Here is a 22,500-nt window from a genome sequence, read left to right as displayed (position 1 = left end):
GTTTCCGCCGCACAGCCCTTTCGGTCGCATTTGTCGCGAGCTCCCCGCGCATTCGTCCAGCCATTCTCCCCAGCAATCTCTCCACCCTCGCGGAGCACCCGTTCGGGCACGCCCACCCGCTCGGCCGGTGCACCCGCCCCGCGGAGAACTGGCTGGTAGGGGCGGTGGTGCGGAGACGTGCCGGCTGGTCCGAGGTGGCTCGACCGCGAGATCCCAGGGTGTGCGCGAACCTCCAACCGCGGTGGAGTGCGGTGCTAATGCAGCGGCACGGCGCATATGCAGGTGCAAACGAACAAGTTGTGGCCCACCGATCTGGTGGACGGCGTGCGGAGCCGGACGACCCGCCACCGACGGCCTCGCCCGCCCCACCTCGGCGCACCGCCCGGAGAGGGCCGGGCGTCTACCACGAGCCGTGATCCGATCGGCCGTGCGACATCGCGGTGTGGCGCAGATCACGCAGGGCTGCTGAGACGGCACCCCCCGGTCGAGCGACTCCGCCGGCAGCCCGGGCGCCTGGCGCTGCTCCTGCGCTATGCCGCCCGGGGGAGCAGACGGAGGCGGGCCAGGAAGCCGGTGGCCCTCGCCGGCACCTCGCCCGACGACCGGGCGCCGGTGGCGGCGACGGCCTCGGCGACGACCGCGTCGTCGATGGCATCCACCGCCGCGTCCCCGCCGTCGACCCACTCCACCGGCCGGAGTCGGGAAGGCGCCACGGGAGGCAGGCGGTGGACGTCGGCCGGTCCGTACGCGGACGGCGGCGCGGCATGGCGGCCGTAGCTCTCGGCGTCTGAACCGCGGCGGACGACCGTGGCGCTCATCGCCTCCGGGTCGAGAGCCACCGTCCACGGCAGTACCGCTGCATGCTCGTTCGATCGCCCCACACATACCTGATCGGCAGCCGGGGTTGCGTTCGTGACGGTGCCCGGTCGAGCGCGCGGGGCTCCCCCCTCCGGGTGATCCGGGCCCCGGACCGGTGAACTCCCGCCGCCTCGCGGCCGATGCCCCTGCCATGCACCAGCCAGACCAGGACGCTGCCACGCGGCGGCGCCCCGGCCGCGCGCTGCTCCTGACCATCGGGCTGGTCGCGCTCTTCGCCACCGGCATCGGGCCTCGCCCGGCCGGCGCGGCGTGGGACCGGACCTACGACGTCGTCCTCTACAACCTGCCGTACCTCGCGGCCGCGGCCGTGTGCGTCATCGCGGCCCGGCGGGTGCGGACGGAACGGATCGCCTGGGCCACGCTCGCCGTCGCCCTGGTCCTGGGCGCGCTCGGCAACGTGCTGCGCGTGCTCTCCTCCGGCCTGGAGGGCAACGAACCGTCGTCCACCCTCTCGCACGCGGTCATGCTGGTGGCCTACCTGGCCATGTACGTGCCGGTCGTCGTGCTGATCCGCACGCGGGTGCCGCGCTTCCACCCCAGCATGTGGCTCGACGGCGTGGTCGCCGCGCTCGGCAGCCTGGCCGCCGGCGTCGCCTTCCTGCTGGGCCCCTACCTCCTCGTCGAGCCCGGCCGGACGCCGGTGGCGGCCGTCGACCTCGCGGCACCGACCACGACGATCCTGCTCATCGCCGTGGTCATGGCCGTCGGCGGCATCCTCGGCGTGCGCCTCGACCGCACGTTCGTGCTGCTCGGCGCGGCGCTGAGCCTGATCTGCCTGTCCGACCTCGTCCTGTTCGGCCTCAAGGTGCGCGGCACCTACGTCGACGGCGGGCCGCTGGAACTCGGCTGGCTCGCCTCCGTCGTCCTGGCCGCCGCGGCCGCCGAGAACGCGGTCGAGCCACCCCGCCGCCTCGGCAGCGGGGGCACCCGCACCGGCTGGCGGCTGATCGCCGTGCCGCTCGCCTGCCTGGTCGCCAGCCTCGTCGTGCTCAGCCCCTGGTCGCAGCCCGTGCCCGACATCGCCGGCTGGCTGGCCATCGGGTGCGTGCTCGCCGGCGTCCTCCGCATCGCCGTCACCTTCCGCGAGGTCCGCGGGTACAACCAGGTCAAGCTCGAGTCCCGCACCGACGAGCTCACCGGGCTCGCCAACCGCCGGGCACTGCTCGAGCATGCCCAGCGCGTCGTCACCGCCGCTTCTCCCGAGCGGCCCGCCGCCCTCCTGCTGCTCGACCTGGACGGGTTCAAGGAGATCAACGACAGCCTCGGCCACACCGCCGGCGACGACCTGCTCCGCCAGATCGGCCCCCGCCTGCGCGGCTCGCTGCGGGCCGGCGACCTCCTGGCCCGGCTCGGTGGTGACGAGTTCGCCGTCCTCATGCCCGCCGCGGGGCTGGCCGAGGCCCGGGCGCTCGCCGAGCGGCTGCGCGACCTGCTGCTCGCACCGTTCACGGTGACCGACGTGCGGCTGCACGTCGGCGTGAGCATCGGCGTCACGACCACGCCGGCCCCGGCGGCGACCGTCGAGGAGCTGCTGCAGTGCGCCGACGTCGCCATGTACAGCGCCAAGCGCGCCCGCGAGGGCGTGCACGTCTACGTGCCCGACCCCGTCACCGGCACCGCCGGCAGCGACCGCCTGCGCACCATGGAGGAGCTGCGGACCGCCCTCGACGGGGACGAGATCTGCGTCTTCCTGCAGCCGCAGGTGGACCTGCGCGACGGCCGGATCGTGGGCGCCGAGGCGCTGGTCCGGTGGAACCACCCCACCCGTGGGCTGCTCTCGCCCGCCCACCTGCTGCCGGCGGCCGAGCAGGCCGGGCTCCTGCGGCCGCTGACCGACCGGGTGCTCGAACTGGCGCTCGCCGCGACCGCCCGCTGGTGGCCCGGGCGCGAGGTGCCGGTGTCGGTGAACCTGTCGGCGGCGAACGTCACCGACCTCGACCTGGCCGGCAAGGTCGCCGCCGCGCTGCACCGGCACGGCCTGCCCGCGCGGGCGCTCACGCTGGAGCTCGTCGAGGACACCCTCATGGCCGATCCCGAGCGCGGCCGCACGGTGCTCGCCGACCTGCGCGCCTCGGGCGTGCGCACGTCGATCGACGACTACGGCACGGGGTACAGCTCGCTGGCCTACCTGCGGCACCTCCCGGCCGACGAGCTCAAGCTCGATCGCAGCCTGACCGCCGACGTCGACCGCGACCCGCGGGCGGCGGCCATCGTGCAGAGCACCGTCGCGCTGGCCCACGCCCTCGGCCTCAGCCTGGTGGCCGAGGGGGTCGAGACCCTGGCGACGAGCGCTACGCTCGCCCGCCTCGGGTGCGACGTCGCGCAGGGGTACGCCCTCGCGCGCCCGATGCCGGTCGAGGACTTCCTGGAGTGGCTGGCCGCCTCCGACTCCGGGCTCGTCGACGCGGCGCTGATCCCGCAGCTCAGCCGGTGGTCGGCCCCCGGCTGACTCCGCGGGGTGAGGAGGACACCACGGGGTGACGCGCGACCGGGCGACACGCCGACCGTGATCACCACGCAGCGTTGCGGTTTGTGGACTATGAGCGGGTGACGCCGCCTTCCACCGCCCCTGACCTGCTCCCTTCCCCCGTCGCCTGGCGCGACCTCGCCCCGGAGATCCTCCGGCAGCGACTGGTGATCGAGGGTTACCCGGCCGCGCCCGTGGACGACGCCCAGATCCGCACGTACCTCTCGGCCCTCTCCCGCGAGGTGGACATGGTCCAGCTCCTCGAGCCGGTGACGCACCGCTCCGACCTCTACGGCTGGGCCGGCTGGATCCACTGGGAGACGTCGGGCGCGCACTTCTACGCCTGGGAGCAGCCGCGGCTGTTCTTCTCCGTCGACATCTACACGTGCAAGGCGTTCGACCCGGACGTCGCCGTGGCGTTCACCGCCGATTTCTTCGCCGCCGGCACCGTCGTCGCGAAGTCCTTCTGACATGGCCCTCCGACTGCTGGTGGCGCACACCCCCGCCGAACGCGATGCCGCACGACAGGTCGAGGCCGACGTCTTCCTGCAGGCGTTCGGCAACACGCCGGAGCTCATGGAGCAGGAGTACGGCGGCTACGAGGCGCGGTCGCGGTTCGTCGCGGTGATCGACGACGAGAGCGGCACCGCCCTGGGTACCGCGCGGCTGATCACCGCCGACGCGAGCCCGGTGAAGACCCTGGTCGACATCGCGGGTCCGCCGTGGCACCTCCCCGTGGCCGAGAGCCTGGGCGCCGTCGGGCTCGCGCCCGGGACGGTGTGGGACGTGGCGAGCCTCGCCGTGGACCCCCGGTACCGCGCCGGCGCCGCGGGCGCCGAGGTCAGCGTCGCGCTGTGCCACGGCATCTGGCGGTACGCGCGCAACTGCGGGATCCCGGGCATGGTCACCATCCTCGACGACCGGGTGCACCGGCTGGTGCGCGCGATGGGCCTGCCCTGGCACGCGATGGCGGGCGCGACGTCCCGGCCCTACCTGGGCTCCCCCGCCAGCACCCCGTGCGTCTTCGTCGTGGCGACGGCGGAGGCCGAGGTGTACGGGGCCCGCCCGGACCTGGCCCCGGCGCTCGACCACGGCGTGTTCCGCTCGATCACGGTCGACCCGGCCGACCTGGCGGCGACCCGCGGCGTCCTCGTCGAGGCGGCCGAGCCGGCGCTCCCGGAGCAGCCCCGCCGGGACACCACCGGGTGGCGGCCGCCGACGGCCCGCCGCGAGAGCGCGCCCCTCAGGTAGGCCGGCGGCCCGCGCCCCTGGCTCGCGGGGCAGGACCGCTGTTCCGCGGACAGTAGGTCTCTGCCCCGCCCAGGTGGGCAGAGAGCGACTGCCCGGACATGCGGCCATGACCGGTGGGCCCGCCGGTCAGACGGGAAGGCTCACAGGGCTCCGCGAACCCGACCGGCGCGTACCCCGGAGGACGACGTGCTGTCCGGCTCCCGGCGTGGCGCGGCCGCCACGCCGCCGGACCACGGCCGGCATCCCCGAACCGCTACTCGATGGGGCCCACGCGGCAGTACCGTTCCGGAACTGCGTCGCAGCTCATGAACGGGGGGTCCCATGTCGCCCACGCCTCACCCCGAGCCGCTCCCACCCGGGTGGGTGACGCCCGGACCACCGGGGCCACCGCCCGGACATCCGCCCAACACCACGGCCGGATTCCCGCCGGGCGCCACGGCCGGATTCTCGCCGGGCGCCACGGCCGGGTTCCCGCCCTTCCCGCCGCCCGGTTTCCCGCCCGGCCCACCCGCCGGGGTCGCGCCCTACGGCTACGTGCCGCAGCCGGCGGCCGTCGTCACCGCCAAGACACCGGGGATCGCGGTCCTGCTGTCCCTGCTGTGGATGGGTGCGGGTCATCTCTACGCCGGACGGATCGGGCCCGGCATCGGCTTCATGACCACCGGCTTCTTCCTCTGGATCCTCTGGTTCATACCGCTGATCGGCTGGGTCGTCGCACCGCTGCTCTGGCTGCCGCTGTTCATCGTCGCTGCCTGCACGGCCGCCAACGCGGCCCGAGAGCACAACGCGCGCTGGGGTGTCGCCCGGCTCTGACCAGGGCAGGACGTGTTCCTCGGGCATCGCTCTCTGCCCCGCCCAGGTGGGCAGAGAGCGACTGCCCGGACCTGGGGACAGCAGCCGTCCGCCGGCCGGTCAGGCGGGAAGGGCCACCGGGTCCAGCGCGATCACGACCTGACCCGGGCCGGGATCATCTCCCGGACGGCGGCCGCCACCATGTCCGCGGCGGCCGCCGTCAGGTGGGTCTCGTCCGTGCGCAGCAGCACGGAGCCGGCGAAGGCGGGGCAGCGGCCGTCCGCGCAGAACATCTCCCGGGTCTCCACGTAGGTCACGTCCGCACCCGCCTCCTGCAGCGCCTCGACGGCGGCCTGCTCGGCCTCGGCCTTGTCCAGGAAGCCGCGGCTGATCGCCCTGACGCAGTCCTCCGGGCCACCCAGCCGGCCGCCGCACTCGCGGGGGTCGGCACCCAGCGGCGGGTTGCCCAGGACCACCACGGAGCCGACCAGCGGCATCACGGTCTCGAGGGTCGACTCCAGGCCGCGCCGCCACTCGTCGATGGCGGCGTCGCTGTCGCCGTCGCTACCGCTCCCGCTGACGAAGTTGCCGAAGTACCCCTGCCCGGCCGAGAGGACCAGCACGTCGGGCGCCGTCTCCTCGATGAACTGCAGCGTGCGCTCCCGCGCGGCCGCGCACTCCTCCGGGAAGTCGGGCCCCTCGGTCGGCGGGGCCACGGCGACGTCGACGAACGGGCAGCTGGCGTAGCCGAGCGCGAGCACCTGCCAGTCGTCGCCCTCGAACACCGCCCTGACCGTGGGCCCCCAGCTCATCGCGACCGAGTCGCCGATCAGGAGCGCCGTCTTCGCCGCGTCCTCCGGCCCGTGCCGGCAGACCAGGGGGTCATCTCCGGCGGCCACCGTGTTCCGGCACCCCGGTGCCGTGGTGCCCATCTCCACCGGCTGCTGGGCGGGCCCCAGCCCGTCGAGGGAGGGCGTGAGGTCGGCCGGCCAGGACTCGGCGGAGAGCGCCTCCTCCACCTGCTCCTCGAGCTGGGCCGCGGTAGGCCGTTCCCCGGTGGCGGCGGCGGAGGGGGCCGGGTCCGCGCCGGCGGTGTCGGCGCCTCGGAGCCACGCCGGCCCCCAGAACTGGGCCGCGCCCACCACGAACAGCACCCCGGCCACGGCGACGGGCAGCAGGATCCCCGTGCCGGGGCGTCGCTCCCACCCCGAGACGTAGCGGGGGCGGGCGCGGAGGGCCAGCACGGGCTGCTCGACCCACCGGTAGGAGGCGGCGGACAGGAGCACCGTGAGGGCCACGAGCCCCACCTGCACGGCGAAGGAGCTGCCGAGCGCGGCGACCCCGAACACCACCACCGGGAAGTGCCACAGGTAGATCGAGTACGACCACTGGCCGAGCCTTCGCGCCACCGGGTTGGTCAGCAGGGCGGTGGCCGGGGACGGGGGCGGGTCGGCCAGCAGCACCATCGCCGCGCCGAGCACCGGCACCAGCACCCACGGGAAGGGGAACGGCGAGGACGGCGAGATCACCACGGCGGAGCCGAGGATCGCCACGAGCCCGCCGAGGCTCAGCCCCGCACGGAACCGGTCGGCGACGGCCACCCGACCGGCGACGACGGCGACGAGCGCCCCGATCAGCAGTTCGCACGCGCGCGCCAGGGTGTCGAAGTAGGCGGCCGTCGGGGCGGTGCTCGTCCGGTAGGCCGCCCACGCCAGCGAGACGGCGATCCCCGCGGTGATGAACCAGACCAGCCGCTCCGGCCGGCGGCGGAGGTCGAGCAGCCGGAAGCCGGCGAGCAGGAGCAGCGGCCAGAGCGCGTAGAACTGCTCCTCGATCGACAGCGACCAGTAGTGCTGCACCGGCGAGATCGGCCCCTGGGCCTGCAGGTAGTCGGCCCCGACGGCCACCAGGTGCCAGTTCTCGACGAACAGCGCCGCGGCCAGCGCGTCGACCGCGGTCTGGTTCGCCCGCGGCAGGAACCAGAGGGCGTACCCGACCGCCACGGTCACCGCCAGCACGACCATGGCCGCGGGCAGGATCCGCTTGGCGCGCCGGAGGTAGAAGTCGCGGAAGGAGATGCTGCCCTTCGACGCGAGCTCGCGGAGGAGCAGCGCGGTGATCAGGTACCCGGAGATGACGAAGAAGACGTCGACGCCGATGAACCCGCCGTGGGGCCAGCCGAGGATGTGGTCGGCGACGACCAGCGCCACCGCCACGGCCCGCAGCCCCTGGATGTCGGCGCGGAAGCGCAGCGGACCGCCGGGCGGCCGCGGCGTGGTCCTGGTCGCCGCCTGATCTACGCCCGACATGGGCACGAACGTACTGGCGCCGGCGAGTCGCCGGGGTCACGCCCCCCCCCACGATTCCCCAGGCCGGGTGGATCCCCGTCCCCAGGCCGGGTGGATCCCGGCGGCGCACCGGCCGGCGCCCCGCACCACGGCACTGCCGCACCCGGCCAGCTGACCGGGTGCGGCCCCCGACCGCCGCCGGTCAGCGGGTGGTCGTGTCGGCGTGCTCCTGCTGCCGGGCGGCGAGCCGCTCCTTCTGCGGGACGACGACGTACTTCGGGTCCTTGGTGCTGGCGATGCCGGCCTCGAAGACGCCGAACCGGGTGAGCAGCGAGCCGGCCGCCAGCAGCGTGCCCGAGGCGACCGCGCCCCACCGCTTCCGCCCGGCCACCGCCGTCAGCCCGGCGCCCACCGCGGTGCACGCCTGCGCCGCCCGCATCAGCTTCCCGGGCCGCCCCTCGTGGAACGGCTCGCTGAGGATGCCGTGGTCGTTCTCGACCTTGTGCATCGCGGCGAGCTCGATCGCCGCCCCGGCCATCGCCATCTTCCGCGCCGGCGCCGCCTCCTCCACCGGCGTGAACACCATCGTGATGCCCCCACCGGCGGCCATCGCCGAGCCGCCGAAGACGAACGGCAGCTGGGTGTGCGCCGCGTGCCACGAGGGCACCGCGGTGTTGGCCAGCAGCACGCCGGTGTAGGTCGCCAGCGGGCCACCGAACACCGCGGCCACCGCACCGCCGAAGCGCTTCAGCCGCGGGAACCAGCCCAGCAGCTCCACCGCCGCCGTCGCGCCGGCCGCCGCGCTGAACGGCGCCAGGATGTAGGTGCCCACCGACAGCGGCGACGTCGGCTTGAGCACCCGCAGCATGTGCAGGAACCGCTCCGGCCGCCCCAGGTCGTGGATGAGGAAGACCACCGACAGGATGGACCCGGCGCCCGCGGTGTACCGCGACACCCGGGTCAGCGCCGGGCGGTCGGTGACGTCGGCCAGTGCGCCGAGGATCGCCGACGAGCCGGCCGCCCCACCCAGGAACAGGTAGAGCGGCACGTCCGGCGTCTTCCACACCGGCGTCTTCACGATCTGCCGGCCGTAGTACGAGGTGAACTCGACGTCGTCGACCATCGCGACCTCGCCGCGACCCCGGCCCCCGCCGCGCTTGCGGCGCTTCTTGCCCGTCCGCTGCACCGCCGGGCCCTGGTCGGCCTGGCGCCACCCCGAGCCCGGGCTGGTGATCCCGCCGGTCATGTCACCTCCGCCGCGAGCCGAGGATCGCCGTGACGGCGACCCCGACCATCATCGCCGCGGCCTTGCCGGCCGCCTTCCACATCGCCGGCAGGTCCCGCGTCGTCACGATCGGGTCCGGCGGCAGGCCGTAGACCTCCGGCTCGTCGAGCAGCAGGAAGAAGGCCCCGTCACCGCCGACGCCGTCGTTCTCGTCGCGGCCGTAGAGCCGGGCGGTCTCCACGCCCTGCGCCTTGAGCGTCGCCAGCCGTGCGTCGGCGCGCTCCTGCAGCTCGTCGAGGTCACCGAACTGGATCGACTGCGTCGGGCACGCAGTGGCGCACGCCGGCTGCAGCCCGTCGGTCAGGCGGTCGTAGCACATCGTGCACTTGAAGACCCGGCCGTCGTCCTTGCGCTGGTCGATCACGCCGTAGGGGCAGGCCGCAACGCAGTAGCCGCAGCCGTTGCAGATGTCGCCCTGCACCACCACGGTGCCGAACTCGGTGCGGAACAGCGCCCCCGTCGGGCAGACGTCCAGGCACCCGGCGTGCGTGCAGTGCTTGCACACGTCGGAGCTCATCAGCCAGCGGATCTGCTTGTCCGCGCCGGTCTGGCCGGTCTGCGGGTCGAACTCGCTCAGCGCCTCGGCGTTGAGCACGCTCTGCTGGGCGTTCGCCAGGCTCACGTCGTCCCCGGCGACCGCCGGTGACGGTCCGCTGCCCTGCCGGTCGTCGCCCGGCCGGCCGAACGTGGGCATCGGCAGGTCGACGGCGCGGCTCTGCTCGATGAACGCCACGTGCCGCCAGGAGTTCGCGCCCAGCTGCCCGGTGTTGTCGTAGGACATGCCGGACAGGCCCAGGGCATCGCGGACGCCGTGGGAGTCGTCCATCGGGAGCGTGTTCCACTCCTTGCACGCCACCTCGCAAGCCTTGCAGCCGATGCAGACCGAGGTGTCGGTGAAGAAGCCCACCCGCTTGGGGTGCTCCTCCTCGTAGCCGGCCTCGGCCGTGACGTCGGGCAGCGGGCCGAACAGCCGGTTCTCCGGGTCGCGGCCGGTGAAGGCCGGGCTGGCCGAGCTGATCGTCATCTCGCTCCCCTCCTCTCGCGGTCGCGCCGACGCCGGTCGTCGACGTCCTCCCCCACCGCAGCGCGTCCGCCCTCACCGCACACCGCGAGGGAGGACACGCCACGATCAGGGAACCTGATCCCGGCGGTCACTGCATGGACCCTTCGCCGGCCTCGGCGGCCACCGGGTCGCGGCCGTTGAGCCCCACCCGGCCCGACTCCACCCCGGCCCGCCGGCGGTAGCTCTCCACGAAGTCGAGCAGCTCCGGGCCGCGCGGGCGTCGTCCCGGCACGATGTCGGCGGTGCTGACCTTGTCCTCCTGGATGTGCGTGTTGGCGTCCAGCACGATGCCGAGCAGGTCGTTGGCCGAATCCCCGGTGGAGATGCCGCTGTAGGACCAGTGGTACGGCATGCCGATCTGGTGCACGACCGTGCCGTTGCGCAGCTTGATGGGCCGCATCCGCTCGGTGACCAGCACCTTCGCCTCGATCGCCGTCCGGGCGCTGACCAGCGTCGCGTACTCGCCGTTGGCCAGTCCGCGCAACCGGGCCAGCTCCGGGCTCACCTCGACGAAGAACTCCGGCTGCAGCTCCGCCAGGTAGGGGAGCGTGCGGCTCATCGCGCCCGCGGTGTGGTGCTCGGTGAGCCGGTAGGTGGTCACCTGGAACGGGAAGACGTCGCTGCGCGACGGGTTCTCCCGGTTCCACGGACCCGGGATCCGCTCGATCGTCGGGTTCGCCTGCACCTCGTACAACGCGTTCCCGACGACCGACTCCGCCGGCTCGTAGTGCGTCGGCAGCGGCCCGTCCACCAGGCCGGCCGGCGCGTAGAGCCAGCCCTTCCCGTCGCCCTGCATGACGAACGGGTCGTCGCCGCGCAGCGCGTCCTGCGCCCGCGCGTCGTCGGGCGGCACGTAGTCGGGGCGCTTGTTCTTCTCGAAGTCGGGGACGTCCAGACCGGTCCACTCGCCGGCCGCCTCGTCCCACCACACGTACTTCTTGCGCTCGCTCCACGGCTTGCCGTCGGGGTCGGCCGAGGCACGGTTGTAGAGGACGCGGCGGTTGAGCGGCCAGGCCCAGCCCCACTCGGGGGCCGCGGGGCCCTGCTCGGCCGCCGGCCTGCGCCGGCGGGCCTGGTTGACGCCGTCGGCGTAGACGCCGCAGTAGATCCAGCAGCCGCCGGTCGTCGAGCCGTCGTCCTTCATCTGCATGTAGGAGTTCAGCAGCTGACCGTCGGGGCCGAAGCCGTTGATCTCGCGCAGCACCGCGTCGGCGTCCGGCTCGAGCCGCTCGCCGTGCACCGGATAGCCCCAGGTCAGGTCCAGCAGCGGGCGGTCGCGCGGGTCGGTGGAGTCCTTCAGCCGCTCGCGGAGGATGCGGCCGAGGTGGAAGTAGAACCACAGGTCACTGCGCGCGTCGTCCGGCGGCTCGACCGCCTTGTCCCGCCACTGCAGCATCCGCTGGGTCTGCGTGAAGGTGCCTTCCTTCTCCACGTGCGTCGCCGCGGGCATGAAGAAGACCTCGGTGCCGATCGAATCGGGGGACAGCTCCCCCGTCTCGATCTCCGGCGCCTGCTGCCAGAAGGTCGCCGACTCGATCAACTGCAGGTCGCGGACGACCAGCCAGTCGAGGTTGGCCAGGCCGAACCGGTTCATCCGGCCGTTGGGGTGCCCGACCACGGGGTTCTCCCCGACCAGGAAGTAGCCGGAGACCTTGCCCTCGATCATGTCGGCGATCGTGCGGTAGGAGCTGTGGTCGCCGTTGATCTTGGGCAGGTAGTCGAAGCAGAAGTCGTTCTCCGCCGTCGCCGCGTCGCCCCACCACGCCTTGAGCAGGCTGGTCATGTAGGCGCGCTTGTTGCCCCAGAAGCCCGCCTTGCCGGCGGCGTCGGCGACGTAGTCGTCGAGGTCGTCGTGCTGCAGCGCGTGGGGCATCGGGAGGTAGCCCGGCAGGATGTTGTACAGCGTCGGGATGTCGGTCGAGCCCTGGATGCTGGCGTGCCCGCGCAGCGCCATGATCCCGCCGCCGGGGCGGCCGATGTTGCCCAGCAGGAGCTGCAGGATCGAGCAGGTGCGGATGTACTGCGCGCCGACGCTGTGCTGCGTCCAGCCCACCGAGTACACCCACGCCGTCGTCCGGTCGCGGCCGCTGTTCTCGGTGACCCACCGCGCGACCTGCTCGAAGACCTCCGGCTCGATGCCGCAGACCTCGGACACCATCTCGGGGGTGTAGCGGGCGTAGTGCCGCTTGAGGATCTGGAACACCGAGCGCGGGTGCTGCAACGTCTCGTCGCGCTTGGGCTTGCCCGGGATCGGCGGCCCGCCGCTGCCGGCCGCCTGCGCGCGGTCGGACCTGGTGACCGACGGGTCATCGTCGGTCCGGTCCTGCTCCGCGGCCTGGGCCGGGTCGTCGGCACCCGACTGCGCCGGCTCCTCGAGCTCGTACTGCCAGCTGGTCTCGTCGTAGGTGCTCGTCTCCGGGTCGAAGCCGGAGAACAGGCCGCCGAGGTCCTCCGCGTCGACGAACTCCTCACCGATGAGCGCGGCGGCGTTCGTGTAGGCGGTGACGTACTCCTTGAAGTACAGCTCGTTGTCGAGCACGTACCTGATCAGGCCGCCGAGGAAGGCGATGTCGCTGCCCATCCGCAGCGGCACGTGCAGGTCGGCGATCGCGCTGGTCCGCGTGAACCGCGGGTCGATGTGCACGACCTTCGCGCCGCGCGCCTTGGCCTCGGCCACCCACTGGAAGCCCACCGGATGGCACTCGGCCATGTTGGAGCCCTCGATGACGATGCAGTCGGCGTTCGCGAGGTCCTGCTGGGTGTTCGTGGCGCCACCACGACCGAACGAGGCACCCAGACCGGGCACCGTGGAGGAGTGCTATATGCGCGCCTGGTTCTCGATCTGGATGGCGCCGAGGGCGCTGTAGAGCTTCTTCATGAGGTAGTTCTCCTCGTTGTCGAGGGTCGCCCCTCCGAGGCTCGCTATCCCCATGGTGCGGTTGACGCGCTTCCCGCCGTCCTCGTCCTGCCAGCCCTTGCGGCGTGCCTCCAGGACGCGGTCGGCGATCATCTCCATCGCCGTGTCGAGGTCGAGGTCCTCCCACTCCGTCCCGAACGGACGGCGGTACTTGACCGTGGTGACCCGGGTCGGGCTGGTGACCAGCTGCTTGCTCGCGCTGCCCTTGGGGCAGAGCCGCCCGCGGTTGACCGGCGAGTCGGGGTTGCCCTCGATCTGGACGATCTTCTCGTCCTTCACGTACACGTTCTGCGCACAGCCGACGGCGCAGTACGGGCAGACGCTCTTCACGACCCTGTCCGCGGTGGCGGTGCGCGACACCGTTGCCTCGGTGGCCTTGCTGCGCGCGGCCTTGCCGCGACCCAGCGGGTCGGAGCCGGTGAGCTGGCGGTACACCGGCCAGCTGTCGAGCCAGGTCTTCACCCGCGTCACTCTGCCATCCGGCGTCCCGCGCGGCGCGCCGACAGGCCCGCGCTCCGGATCGGCACCGTCCGCAACGGGGGGTGGCGCGGACGGCGGGGCGGGGACCGGGCCCCCCGTGGGCCCGGTACCCGCCGCCGCCGTGGTCGGGTCAGCGCGCGGCGCCGTCCCGCTGCGCCGCGGTGAAGGTGAAGGTGAAGGTGCTGGACTGCCGACGCAGCTCGTCACCGGCCGTCGACGGGAACGAGACCGTGGTCAGCAGGTGGTCCACCCCACCGGGCCGCAGGCTCGCGGCGCCGGCGAGCGCCCGGTCCATGACGATCGGGCCGGCGTAGAAGTCGGTCACGGCACCGCCGCAGGACCAGCTCCCGCCCGCCTTCGCCCACGGCGTGTCGCAGGACTGCACGCTCATCTGCAGTCCGTGGACCCGGTCGGTGTCCAGCGGGCTCGACACCCGCGCGACCGAGCGGAAGCCGACCGACGACAGCGGCACGTCCCCGTCGTTGCGCAGGTCGAACGGCACCTGCACGACGTCGCCGGGGAGCATCGCCCCACCGGAGAACGGCACGCTGTACCCGCCGGCCGCGGCGTCCAGCCGGATCGACACGACCCCCGCCTGCACCTTGGTGGCCACGCTGTCGCTGGTGCTGAACCCGCCGAGGGTCCCCAGTCCGGCGACCGCGCCCACGGCGGCGAGCACGGCGAGCGTGCCCACGACCTTCGCGGTGGTGCCCTGGTGCGCCACGGTGCTGCTCGTCCGGCTGGTCACGTCGCTGCCTCCCCTGCTCGTGCCGGGGTGGCGGCTCCATCCCGCGGCAGGAGCGACCCTGCGCCGCCAACCGCAGGGTCGTGTCCAGCGATCCGCAAGAAAACCGCAGGACGGCGGCGTCAGCCCCGCGGCGGCGCCTCGGCGGGCCGGTGCGGGCAGGGGGCGACCGCGAGCACCAGGAGCGCCAGGACGGCGACCGCCCACCCCGCCAGGACGAACAGGTCGCCGGCGTGCACGCCGTGGTTGCCGACGATGGTCAGCAGCACCGGGCCCTCGTTGCGGTACTCGCCGGTGACCAGGAGGAGGGCGAACCCGGAGACGACCGCCCCGGCGACCAGGGCGCAGAGCCAGCGGAGCATCGGACCACCGTAGCCGCGCCCGGGCCCCACCCGCCCCGCTCCCGCAGGGACCCGCCTCGCGGCGGCCGCGTCAGGGCCGGGCTGCGCTCCTCGCGGACGGCAGGGCACCGTCCGCCCCGCGGCCGTCGCGCCCCGGCGGGCCCTCCGCCGCCAGGCGCTCGGCCTGCGCCCGGCGCTGGGCGGACCGGCGCAGCAGCACCTGGGCCTGGGCTGCGTCGGCGGTGCGCGAGGCCCGGTCGGCGAGAACGTCTGCGGTCTCCAGCAGCAGCGCGACCCGCCGCCGTTCCTCGCCTCCCACGCGCACAGCGGGCAGCTGACCTGAGGTCATGCCCGCATCGTGCGGGAGGCCCGGCCGGCCCGCGACTCGGCGCCCACCCGTGCCCGGTCCCCCGATCGGGTGACGGCGGACCGACGGCAGGTGAAGCGCGCGGCCCCGGCGCCCGATGACGACGGCGTGACCTCCGCCGGCGAGCCCCCCGCGGCGGTGCCGTCGTGACCGGGTGGCGCGAACTCCCCCGGGAGCTGCGCTGGACGGCGGTGCTGGGCCTGCTCGGCCTGGTGCTCGCCGTCCCGTTCAGCGCCCCCGGGGGCACCGGCATGCAGTGGGACGAGCTCGTCCTGGGCGCCGTCGCCACCAGCGGCGCGCTCGTCATGCTGCGGCACCTGCGCACCATGGACCCGGCCGCCGCCCGGCCGTGGTGGCCGGTCGCCGCCGGGGCGCTGTGCTTCGCCGTCGCCCAGTTCCTCGCCGGCTCCTTCCCGGGGCCGGCCTTCGACGGGTTCGGCGTCGACGAGGTGCTGCTCGTGGTCGGTGCGGCCACCCCGCTGGTGACCGCGGCGCTGCTCGCCCGGCGGGTCATCCGGACCCGGTGGAGCGCGCTCGTCGTCGACGGGGCCATCGTGGCGACCGCCGTCCTCGTGGTCACCGAGATCCTGCGTGCGCCGCTCGTGAACCCGGTGGGCGCCCCCGACGACCTGCGCACCCTCGTCCTGCTCTACGGGTCCTACGCCGCCGTGATGCTCGGCGCCTGCGGGGCCCTGTGCACCGTCTCGACCGCCGGCCTCCGCCGGTCGGTGAGCACGCTGATGGTCGCGGTCATCGCCCAGTCGGTGGGCGCCGGCGCCGAGGCCATGGCGATCGTCTCCCCCGGCACGGTCTGGACGGCGGTCTCCGACCTGAGCGTGGCCACCTCGCTCGTCGCCACCGCCCTGGCCGTCCACCGCGCACCGCGGGCGTTCACCGAGCGCACCGCCCGAGCGGCCACGCCGGTCGTCAGCCCGGTGGGCCTGCTGCTGGTCGTGGCCGTGATGGTGGCCCTCCCGGCGTCGACCATCGCCATGGACCTGCTGGGCGAGGGCCACTCCCTGCTCGCCGACCTGGGCATGGCGGTCGTCTTCGCCCTCATGGCCGCGCGCGCGGTGCTGCGCATCCGCGAGGACGGCCGGCTCAGCGAGGACCTCGTCCGCAGCGAGGAGGACTTCCGCGAGCTGGTCGAGGCCAGCTCCGACGGCATCGCGATCATCGACACCCGGTTCCGGCTGCTCTTCACCTCCCCCGCGGCGCGCAGGCTGCTGGGCATCGGCACCGATGACCCCGAGGTGTCGTTGCTGGAGCTGGTGCTCCCCGAGGACCGCGAGCCGCTGCGCCGGGCGGCGCAGGACCGCCCCGCGGGCGAGGGGCCGCCGCTGCAGTTCCGCGTGCCCGTCGACGACGGGGCCACCCGCGAGCTGGAGGCGACCTCCTCCGAGCGCCCCGGCGGCAGCCGCCGCGTGCTCTACCTGCGCGACGTGACCACCCGCCGCCGACGCGAGCGCGAGCTCGAGCGCATGGCCTACACCGACCACCTCACCGGCCTGGCCAACCGCGCGATGCTCTTCCGCGAGCTCGCCGCGCCGGTTCCCGAGGAACGCTGCCTGCTCGTGATCGACCTCGACGGCTTCAAGGCGGTCAACGACGTCGCCGGGCACGAGGCCGGCGACCAGCTGCTCGTCGACGTCGCGCGGCGGCTGCACACCGTCGTCCGGGACGACGACCTGGTGGCCCGCCTGGGCGGCGACGAGTTCGCGGTGCTGGTCGGCGGCACGCTGCCCGACGCCGAGGACGTCGCGCACCGCATCGTCGACGTGATGGCCATGCCGTTCCGCTCCGGCGGGTCCACCTTCGCCACCGGGGCGAGCGTCGGCGTCGCCCCGGTGACCGCCGCCGGCGGGCAGCACGCCTTCCGCGAGGCCGACGTCGCCCTGCGCTCGGCCAAGCGGGCCGGCAAGGGCTGCGTGCGGCTCGCCGCCGACGCCGAGCGGGACGGCCCGGAGAGCCTGCCCGACTTCCACGACGTGGTCGCCGAGGGCACCTTCTCGGTGCGCATGGACGCCGGGTGCGGTCCGGACGGCCGCATCGAGGTGGTGCACGCCGTGCCGGTGTGGTCCCACCCCCTGCGCGACTCCGTCCGGGGCCTGGAGCTGTGGGGCGTCGCCGAGCGCCAGGGCCGCGTCGCCGAGCTGCAGGCCTGGGTGCTGCACGAGGCCTGCCGCGCGGTCGCCGGGCTGCCCGACGAGGAGGTCGCCGTCGCGGTCCCCCTCCCCGCCGGGCTGGTCCGCGTCGAGGGGCTGGCCGGCACGGTCACCGCGGCCCTCGAGGCGGCGGCGCTGCCCGCCGGCCGGCTGGTCCTCTCCTTCACCGAGGAGACCCTGCTCACCTCCGCGGTCGGCCTCGTGCCCGAGCTGGAGGCGGTGCGCCGCACCGGCGTCCGGCTCTGCCTGGACAACTACGGCATGGGGCACAGCATCTTCGCGCTGCTCGCCCGCGTCGCCCTCGACCTGGTGCGGGTCGACCTCACCGCCCTCGCCGCCCGCGACGACACCGGCCGCGCGCTCCGGGTGCTGGCCGCCATCGCCCGCACCACCAGCGGATTCGGCCTCACCTCGATCGCCGGCGGCATCAGCACGCCCGAGCTCAGCGACGCCGCGTTCGCCGCCGGTGTCCACCTGGTGCACGGCCGCGCGCTGCCGCACGACCTGGACGCCGACGAGCTCGCCCGCCTGATCTCCGCCGTCCCCACCGCCTGATCCCCCGGCGGGTCCGCGCCGGATCCGGCAGCTCACCGCCCGGAACGTTCGCGTGACGGCACGGTGAACACCGGGAAGCGCGCCTGGTGCCCGCCCCGGAGCTGGACGACAGTGGGTGCGTGAGACCTGACGCCCGCGCCTGGTTCGCCGACCGCACCACCGCTGCGCGCTCGCTGGCGGAGGTCGACCCCGCGGCCCTGCTGCACGCCAAGCGCCGCGGCGGGCACCGGGTCAGCGTCGTCCTCCCCGCGCGCGACGAGGAGGCGACCGTGGGCCGGCTGGTCGCCGACCTGCGCGCGCACTGGGTGCGCGGCGTCCCGCTCGTCGACGAGCTGGTCGTCGTCGACTCCGACAGCACCGACGCCACCGCCGCCGTCGCCCGGGCCGCCGGCGCCGCCGTCGTCGCCACCACCGACGTGCTGCCCGCCACCGGGACGCGCCGGGGCAAGGGCGAGGCGCTGTGGAAGTCGTTGGCGGCCACGACCGGCGACCTCGTCGTCTTCCTCGACGCCGACCTGCTCGGCGACGTCGCCCACTACGTGCCCGGCCTGCTGGGGCCGCTGCTCACCGACCCGCAGGTCAGCTACGTCAAGGGCTGCTACACCCGGCCGTTGCAGGTCGGTGGGGCCGAGCAGCCCGCCGGCGGTGGCCGGGTCACCGAGCTCACCGCCCGTCCGCTGCTCAACGCGCTGTGGCCGGAGCTCGCCGGCTTCGTCCAGCCGCTCGGCGGCGAGTACGCCGGCCGCCGCGTGGCGCTGGAGCAGGTGCCGTTCGTCTCGGCCTACGGCGTGGAAGTGGGCCTGCTCGTCGACCTGCTGCGCCTGGGCGGCCTCTCCTCGCTGGCCCAGGTCGACCTCGGCGAACGCCGGCACACCTCGCAGAGCGTCGAGGCGCTGGGCGAGATGGCCGGCCAGGTGGTGGCCACGGTGCTGGCCCGGGCGGCGTGCACCCGCGAGCCCAGCGGGCTGCTCACCCAGTTCCGGCACGACGGCGCGGGGTTCGTGCCGCGCAGCTCCGCCGTCGCGGTCGACGAACGCCCGCCGATGATCACCGTGCCCGAGTACCGCGCACGCCTCGCCGTCTGACCGCGGCACCCACACCTCGCGGAACCCGCGGCGGGCGGGGAGGATCCCCGCGTGCCGCCCCACCGCACCACCCGCCGCTCGCCCCGTCCACCCCGGTGAACGGCCCCGAGGTCATCGCCCACCGCGGGGCCACCGCCGAGGCGGCCGAGCACACCCTGGCCGCGTACCGCAACGCGGCGATCGTGGGCGCCGACGCGGTGGAGTGCGACGTCCGGATGACCCGCGACGGCGTGCTCGTCTGCGTCCACGACCGGCGGGTGCGGAGCACCTCGAACGGCCGCGGCGTCGTCTCCGCCCTCCGCCTCGCCGAGCTGGAGCAGTTCCGGTTCGGCGCCCGGCGCGGCCGGCTGGACCGGTGGAAGGACGACACGATCACCGCGATCACCGACGAGCCCGACGTCGAGAACGGCCTGGTGCTCACCCTCGACCGGCTGCTCGAGTTCGCCACGGCCACACCCGGTTCCGTCCGGCTCGCCTTCGAGACCAAGCACCCGACCCGGCACACCAACCGGGTGGAGCAGGAGCTGGTGCGTCTGCTGCGCCGCTACGGACTCCTGCGGGGCGACCGGCCGGCGCAGTGGGCCGGCCGGCCGGCGTTCCGGGTGATGAGCTTCTCCCAGCTGGCGGTGCGCCGGGTCCACGCGCTGGCTCCGGGGGTGCCGACCGTGCAGCTGATCGGCAAGCGCCTGCGCTCGGTGCGCACCGAGCTCCTGGGGGGCACCATGAGCGCCGTCGGCCCGGGGCTGGCGCTGCTGCGGGCCGACCCGGGGTACGTCGCGCAGGCGCACGCCGCCGGCAAGGAGGTGCACGTGTGGACGGCGAACTCGGCCGCCGACATCGACTTCCTCGTGTCTCTGGGCGTCGACGCGATGATCACCGACCACCCGGACGAGGCGCTGCGCCGCCTGGGCCGCTCCTCCACGGCGTCCTGAGCGTCCGCGCCCGCCGGACCACCCCCCACCGGCGCGGTCCCTGCCGCCCTCCGGGCCCTCTCCCCCGCTCGGAGAGCCCCTCGCGCCCTCCTCGGGTCAGCGCAGGTCGAGGCGATCCAGGGCGGCGGCGATATCGCCCGGGGTGTCGAACACGTCCAGGGCGCCGGCGTCGCGCAGCTCGTCGTCCCCGAACCCGCCGGAGCGCACGACCAGCGCCGGCATCCCGGCGCGCTTGGCCGCCGCCACGTCGAAGACGGAGTCGCCGACCATCACGCTCGGCGCACCCGCGGGTTCGCCCAGCTTCGTCAGGGCCACCTCGAGCAGGTCGGGGGCGGGCTTGCTCGACTCGACGTCGTCGCTGGTGGTCCAGGCCTCGGCCAGGTCGCGCAGCTGGAGCAGGTCCAGCGAGTGGTCGACGTGCTTCGCCTTGCCGGAGCTGGCCAGCACCACGCGGTGACCCCGCTCGCGGAGCGCCCGCACCAGTTCCCGGGCGCCGGGCAGCGGCGCCACCTCGTCGATCAGCCGGTCGAACTCCTCGGTCCAGCGCTCACGGGCCTGGTCGCCGAGGCGCTCCTCGACGTCGTCCCCGCCGAGCGCGGCCGGGAGCCGGTCGCCACCCATGCCGATCAGCCGGTGGATCCGCCAGATCGGGAAGGTCTCCCCCAGCGACCGGAAGGCCCGGTACCAGGCGAGGGCGTGCTGGTAGTTGGTGTCGACGAGCGTGCCGTCGACGTCGAGGACGGCGATGCGGGGAGAACTCACGCCCCGGGGGCTGCCCAGCTGGTGCACTCCCCAACCGGCCCCCGCCCCTGGGCACAGGAGGCTGTGCATGCGGTTCCGAGGCCGCATCCACAGGCAGAGCCTCCTGTGCCCGGGGGGCGCGGGCGGGATCAGTCGGCGTGCACGAGCAGGCCGCGGACCGTCTCGCCGGCGGCCTGGTCGCGGTACCCCTGGTTCACCTCGTCGAGGGCGTAGCGGCGGGTGATCAGCCGGTCGAGCTCGAGCCGGCCCTCCTCGTGCAGCCGCAGCAGCCGGGGGATGTCGGTGAACGGGTTGCACGAGCCGAACATCGATCCCTGCACGCGGTGCTCGAACACCGTGGTGAGCTGCCCGTTGAGGGTCGCCCGGCCCTCCTCGGGCCGGTCGGCGAGCGCGGTGAGCACGAGCGTGCCGCCCTTGCCGAGGCAGGCCGAGGCGGCCCGGTGGACCTCCCCGGTCATCTTCCCCACCGTCACGACGACGACGTCGGCGCCGGTGCCCCGGGAGAGCTCGCGCGCCAGCCCCACCGCCTCGCCGGCGTCGGCGACGGTGCGGGTGGCGCCCAGCGACTCGGCGAACTCCCGCTTCATCGCCACCGGGTCGACGCCGATGACGTGCATGGCGCCGGCGTGCACCGCCCCCTGGACGGCGTTCACGCCCACCCCGCCGAGGCCGACCACGACCACGGTGTCGCCCGGCCGCACCCCGCCGGAGTACACCGCCGAGCCCCAGCCGGTGGGCACGCTGCAGGCGACCAGGGCCGCGGTCTCCAGCGGCAGCCAGGGATCGATCCGCACGCAGGAGAACTCGCTGAGCAGCGTGTGCCGGGCGAAGGCGCCGATCATGCAGAACCCGCCCAGCGGCTCGCCGTCGAGGCGGTAGGGGAAGGTGCCGGTGGGCAGCTGCCCGGTGGCGATGGTGGCGCCCTTGTCGCAGAGGTTGGAGCGGCCCGAGGCGCAGAACCGGCAGTGCCCGCAGGCGGGCAGGAAGCTGGTGACGACGTGGTCGCCGGGGGCCACCCCGGTCACGCCGGCGCCGACGGCCTGGACGACGCCGGAGCCCTCGTGCCCGCCGACGATCGGGTAGCGCCCGCCGGGGTTGGCGTGCCGCAGGTGCTCGTCGGAGTGGCACAGGCCGGCGTAGGCCATCTCGACCAGCACCTCGCCGGGCCCGGGGTCGAGGACCTCCAGCTCGACGATCTCGTACTCGGTTCCTGCCTCGCGCAGCACCGCAGCTCTCGTCCGCACCGGGCGGCTCCTCCTCGCAGTCGTCGTCCGGTCGCCCCGGGCGGGCCGATCCGCGGCCATCGTGCCTGGTGGTGCCCAGCCCGCCGCACACGCCCCCGGGCAGCGAGCCCGCGACATACCGGACGGTCGGTTGTGACAGCGAATCGCCACCTCCGGTGCCTAGGCTGTGCACCGTGCGTGAACTCAGCGACCGCCGCGCGCGGAAGAAGGCCCAGACCCGCGCCCACGTGCGGGCCGTGGCGCAGGAGATGTTCGCCGAGCGCGGGTTCGAGGCGGTCACCGTCGCCGACGTCGCCCGCCGGGCCGACGTCGCCGTGCAGACGGTGTTCAACCACTTCCCGACGAAGGAGGAGCTCTTCTTCGACGGGCGCATCCCGTCGGCCCGCGGCCCGGCCGACGCCGTCCGCAGCCGGCCGCCCGGCACCACGCCGCTGATCGCGCTGGGCGATCACCTGGCCGAGGGCGCCGCGCACTTCGTGGCCCTGCACCTGCACCCCGAGGAACGCACCTTCACCGAGTCGGTGCACACCAGCCCCGCACTGGCCGCCTACGAGCAGCGGGTCCTGTTCGAGGCCGAGCAGCAGCTGGCGACCGCGCTGGCCGAGGCGTGGGAGACCGACCCCGAGCCCGGGATGGGCACCTCGCCGGTGCTCTTCTGCCCGCGGATCGCCGCCCCCCTGGCCGCGGCCCTCTGGCTCACCGTGTCCCGGGTGGTCGTCGTGGAGCAGCGACGCGTCGTCGAGCACGCCGCCGACCACCGGACCGCCGCGACCGAGGTGCGGGCGCTCACCGACAGCCTGATGAGCGGGCTGTACGCCCAGCTCGGCCTGGAGCCACCGGCGAACGTCGCCTCGCTGCCCCGCCGCGCCGGCTGAACCGCCG

Annotated in this window: 17 protein-coding genes and 1 pseudogene; 8 read left to right on the top strand and 10 right to left on the bottom strand. The window is 74.4% G+C overall.

All coding sequences use genetic code 11. From position 1 onward, the window contains the following. Positions 1 to 530 precede the first annotated feature (530 nt). Complete coding sequence (locus ACI79S_RS07855) at positions 531 to 839, bottom strand: hypothetical protein (RefSeq protein WP_456592885.1); 309 nt, start codon at positions 837 to 839, stop codon at positions 531 to 533. Positions 840 to 1,009: 170 nt separating this feature from the next. Between ACI79S_RS07855 and ACI79S_RS07850 the strand changes: the two genes are divergently transcribed. The 4 genes from ACI79S_RS07850 (at position 1,010) to ACI79S_RS07835 (ending at position 5,410) form a co-directional block, all read left to right on the top strand. Beyond that, on the top strand, positions 1,010 to 3,328 hold the full coding sequence (locus ACI79S_RS07850) for an EAL domain-containing protein (RefSeq protein ID WP_456592884.1): 2,319 nt from the start codon (positions 1,010 to 1,012) through the stop codon (positions 3,326 to 3,328). A 98-nt stretch (positions 3,329 to 3,426) separates the two neighbouring features. Next, entirely contained in the window at positions 3,427 to 3,816 is a 390-nt protein-coding gene (locus ACI79S_RS07845; protein WP_456592883.1) for an S-adenosylmethionine decarboxylase, read from the top strand. Between the two features lies 1 nt (position 3,817). Continuing rightward, entirely contained in the window at positions 3,818 to 4,597 is a 780-nt protein-coding gene (locus tag ACI79S_RS07840) for a hypothetical protein (protein ID WP_456592882.1), read from the top strand. A 534-nt stretch (positions 4,598 to 5,131) separates the two neighbouring features. Then, positions 5,132 to 5,410: a hypothetical protein gene (locus ACI79S_RS07835; protein WP_456592881.1), complete on the top strand. Its 279-nt coding sequence runs from the start codon at positions 5,132 to 5,134 to the stop codon at positions 5,408 to 5,410. 131 nt (positions 5,411 to 5,541) lie between these two features. Here ACI79S_RS07835 and ACI79S_RS07830 read toward each other — a convergent pair whose 3' ends face one another. From ACI79S_RS07830 to ACI79S_RS07800, 7 genes and pseudogenes are all read right to left on the bottom strand, one after another. Beyond that, a complete protein-coding gene (locus ACI79S_RS07830) occupies positions 5,542 to 7,698 on the bottom strand; it encodes an acyltransferase family protein (RefSeq protein WP_456592880.1) in 2,157 nt (718 codons plus the stop codon). Between the two features lie 181 nt (positions 7,699 to 7,879). Continuing rightward, positions 7,880 to 8,923 carry an NrfD/PsrC family molybdoenzyme membrane anchor subunit gene (gene nrfD / locus ACI79S_RS07825; protein ID WP_456592879.1) on the bottom strand — a complete coding sequence of 348 codons (1,044 nt, stop codon included), beginning with the start codon at positions 8,921 to 8,923 and terminating at the stop codon, positions 7,880 to 7,882. A gap of 1 nt (position 8,924) precedes the next feature. After that, entirely contained in the window at positions 8,925 to 9,986 is a 1,062-nt protein-coding gene (locus ACI79S_RS07820) for a 4Fe-4S dicluster domain-containing protein (protein WP_456592878.1), read from the bottom strand. Positions 9,987 to 10,113: 127 nt separating this feature from the next. Then, positions 10,114 to 13,413 (bottom strand): annotated as a pseudogene (gene fdh / locus ACI79S_RS07815) (formate dehydrogenase). Between the two features lie 139 nt (positions 13,414 to 13,552). Then, a complete protein-coding gene (locus tag ACI79S_RS07810) occupies positions 13,553 to 14,170 on the bottom strand; it encodes a hypothetical protein (RefSeq protein ID WP_456592877.1) in 618 nt (205 codons plus the stop codon). A 119-nt stretch (positions 14,171 to 14,289) separates the two neighbouring features. Continuing rightward, positions 14,290 to 14,529: a hypothetical protein gene (locus tag ACI79S_RS07805; RefSeq protein ID WP_456592876.1), complete on the bottom strand. Its 240-nt coding sequence runs from the start codon at positions 14,527 to 14,529 to the stop codon at positions 14,290 to 14,292. Positions 14,530 to 14,599: 70 nt separating this feature from the next. Further along, the gene (locus ACI79S_RS07800; RefSeq protein ID WP_456592875.1) at positions 14,600 to 14,857 is read right to left on the bottom strand and encodes a hypothetical protein; all 258 of its coding nucleotides are present in this window, start codon (positions 14,855 to 14,857) and stop codon (positions 14,600 to 14,602) included. A 164-nt stretch (positions 14,858 to 15,021) separates the two neighbouring features. On the opposite strand from ACI79S_RS07800, the gene ACI79S_RS07795 reads away from it, so the two are divergent. The 3 genes from ACI79S_RS07795 (at position 15,022) to ACI79S_RS07785 (ending at position 19,612) form a co-directional block, all read left to right on the top strand. Continuing rightward, a complete protein-coding gene (locus ACI79S_RS07795) occupies positions 15,022 to 17,595 on the top strand; it encodes a diguanylate cyclase domain-containing protein (protein WP_456592874.1) in 2,574 nt (857 codons plus the stop codon). Positions 17,596 to 17,714: 119 nt separating this feature from the next. Then, complete coding sequence (locus ACI79S_RS07790) at positions 17,715 to 18,680, top strand: glucosyl-3-phosphoglycerate synthase (protein WP_456592873.1); 966 nt, start codon at positions 17,715 to 17,717, stop codon at positions 18,678 to 18,680. Positions 18,681 to 18,775: 95 nt separating this feature from the next. After that, positions 18,776 to 19,612: a glycerophosphodiester phosphodiesterase gene (locus tag ACI79S_RS07785; protein ID WP_456592872.1), complete on the top strand. Its 837-nt coding sequence runs from the start codon at positions 18,776 to 18,778 to the stop codon at positions 19,610 to 19,612. A 96-nt stretch (positions 19,613 to 19,708) separates the two neighbouring features. Here the strand turns inward: ACI79S_RS07785 and ACI79S_RS07780 are convergent, their stop codons facing one another. Continuing rightward, positions 19,709 to 20,374, bottom strand: a complete 666-nt coding sequence (locus ACI79S_RS07780) for an HAD family hydrolase (protein ID WP_456592871.1) — start codon at positions 20,372 to 20,374, stop codon at positions 19,709 to 19,711. 128 nt (positions 20,375 to 20,502) lie between these two features. Then, a complete protein-coding gene (locus ACI79S_RS07775) occupies positions 20,503 to 21,618 on the bottom strand; it encodes an NDMA-dependent alcohol dehydrogenase (protein ID WP_456592870.1) in 1,116 nt (371 codons plus the stop codon). Positions 21,619 to 21,791: 173 nt separating this feature from the next. Here ACI79S_RS07775 and ACI79S_RS07770 point away from each other — a divergent pair, with 173 nt between their 5' ends. Then, positions 21,792 to 22,493 carry a TetR/AcrR family transcriptional regulator gene (locus tag ACI79S_RS07770; protein WP_456592869.1) on the top strand — a complete coding sequence of 234 codons (702 nt, stop codon included), beginning with the start codon at positions 21,792 to 21,794 and terminating at the stop codon, positions 22,491 to 22,493. The last annotated feature ends 7 nt before the right edge of the window (positions 22,494 to 22,500 follow it).

The sequence above is a fragment of the Blastococcus sp. SYSU DS1024 genome (assembly GCF_054050795.1).
This window is presented reverse-complemented; position numbering and strand designations above follow the sequence as displayed.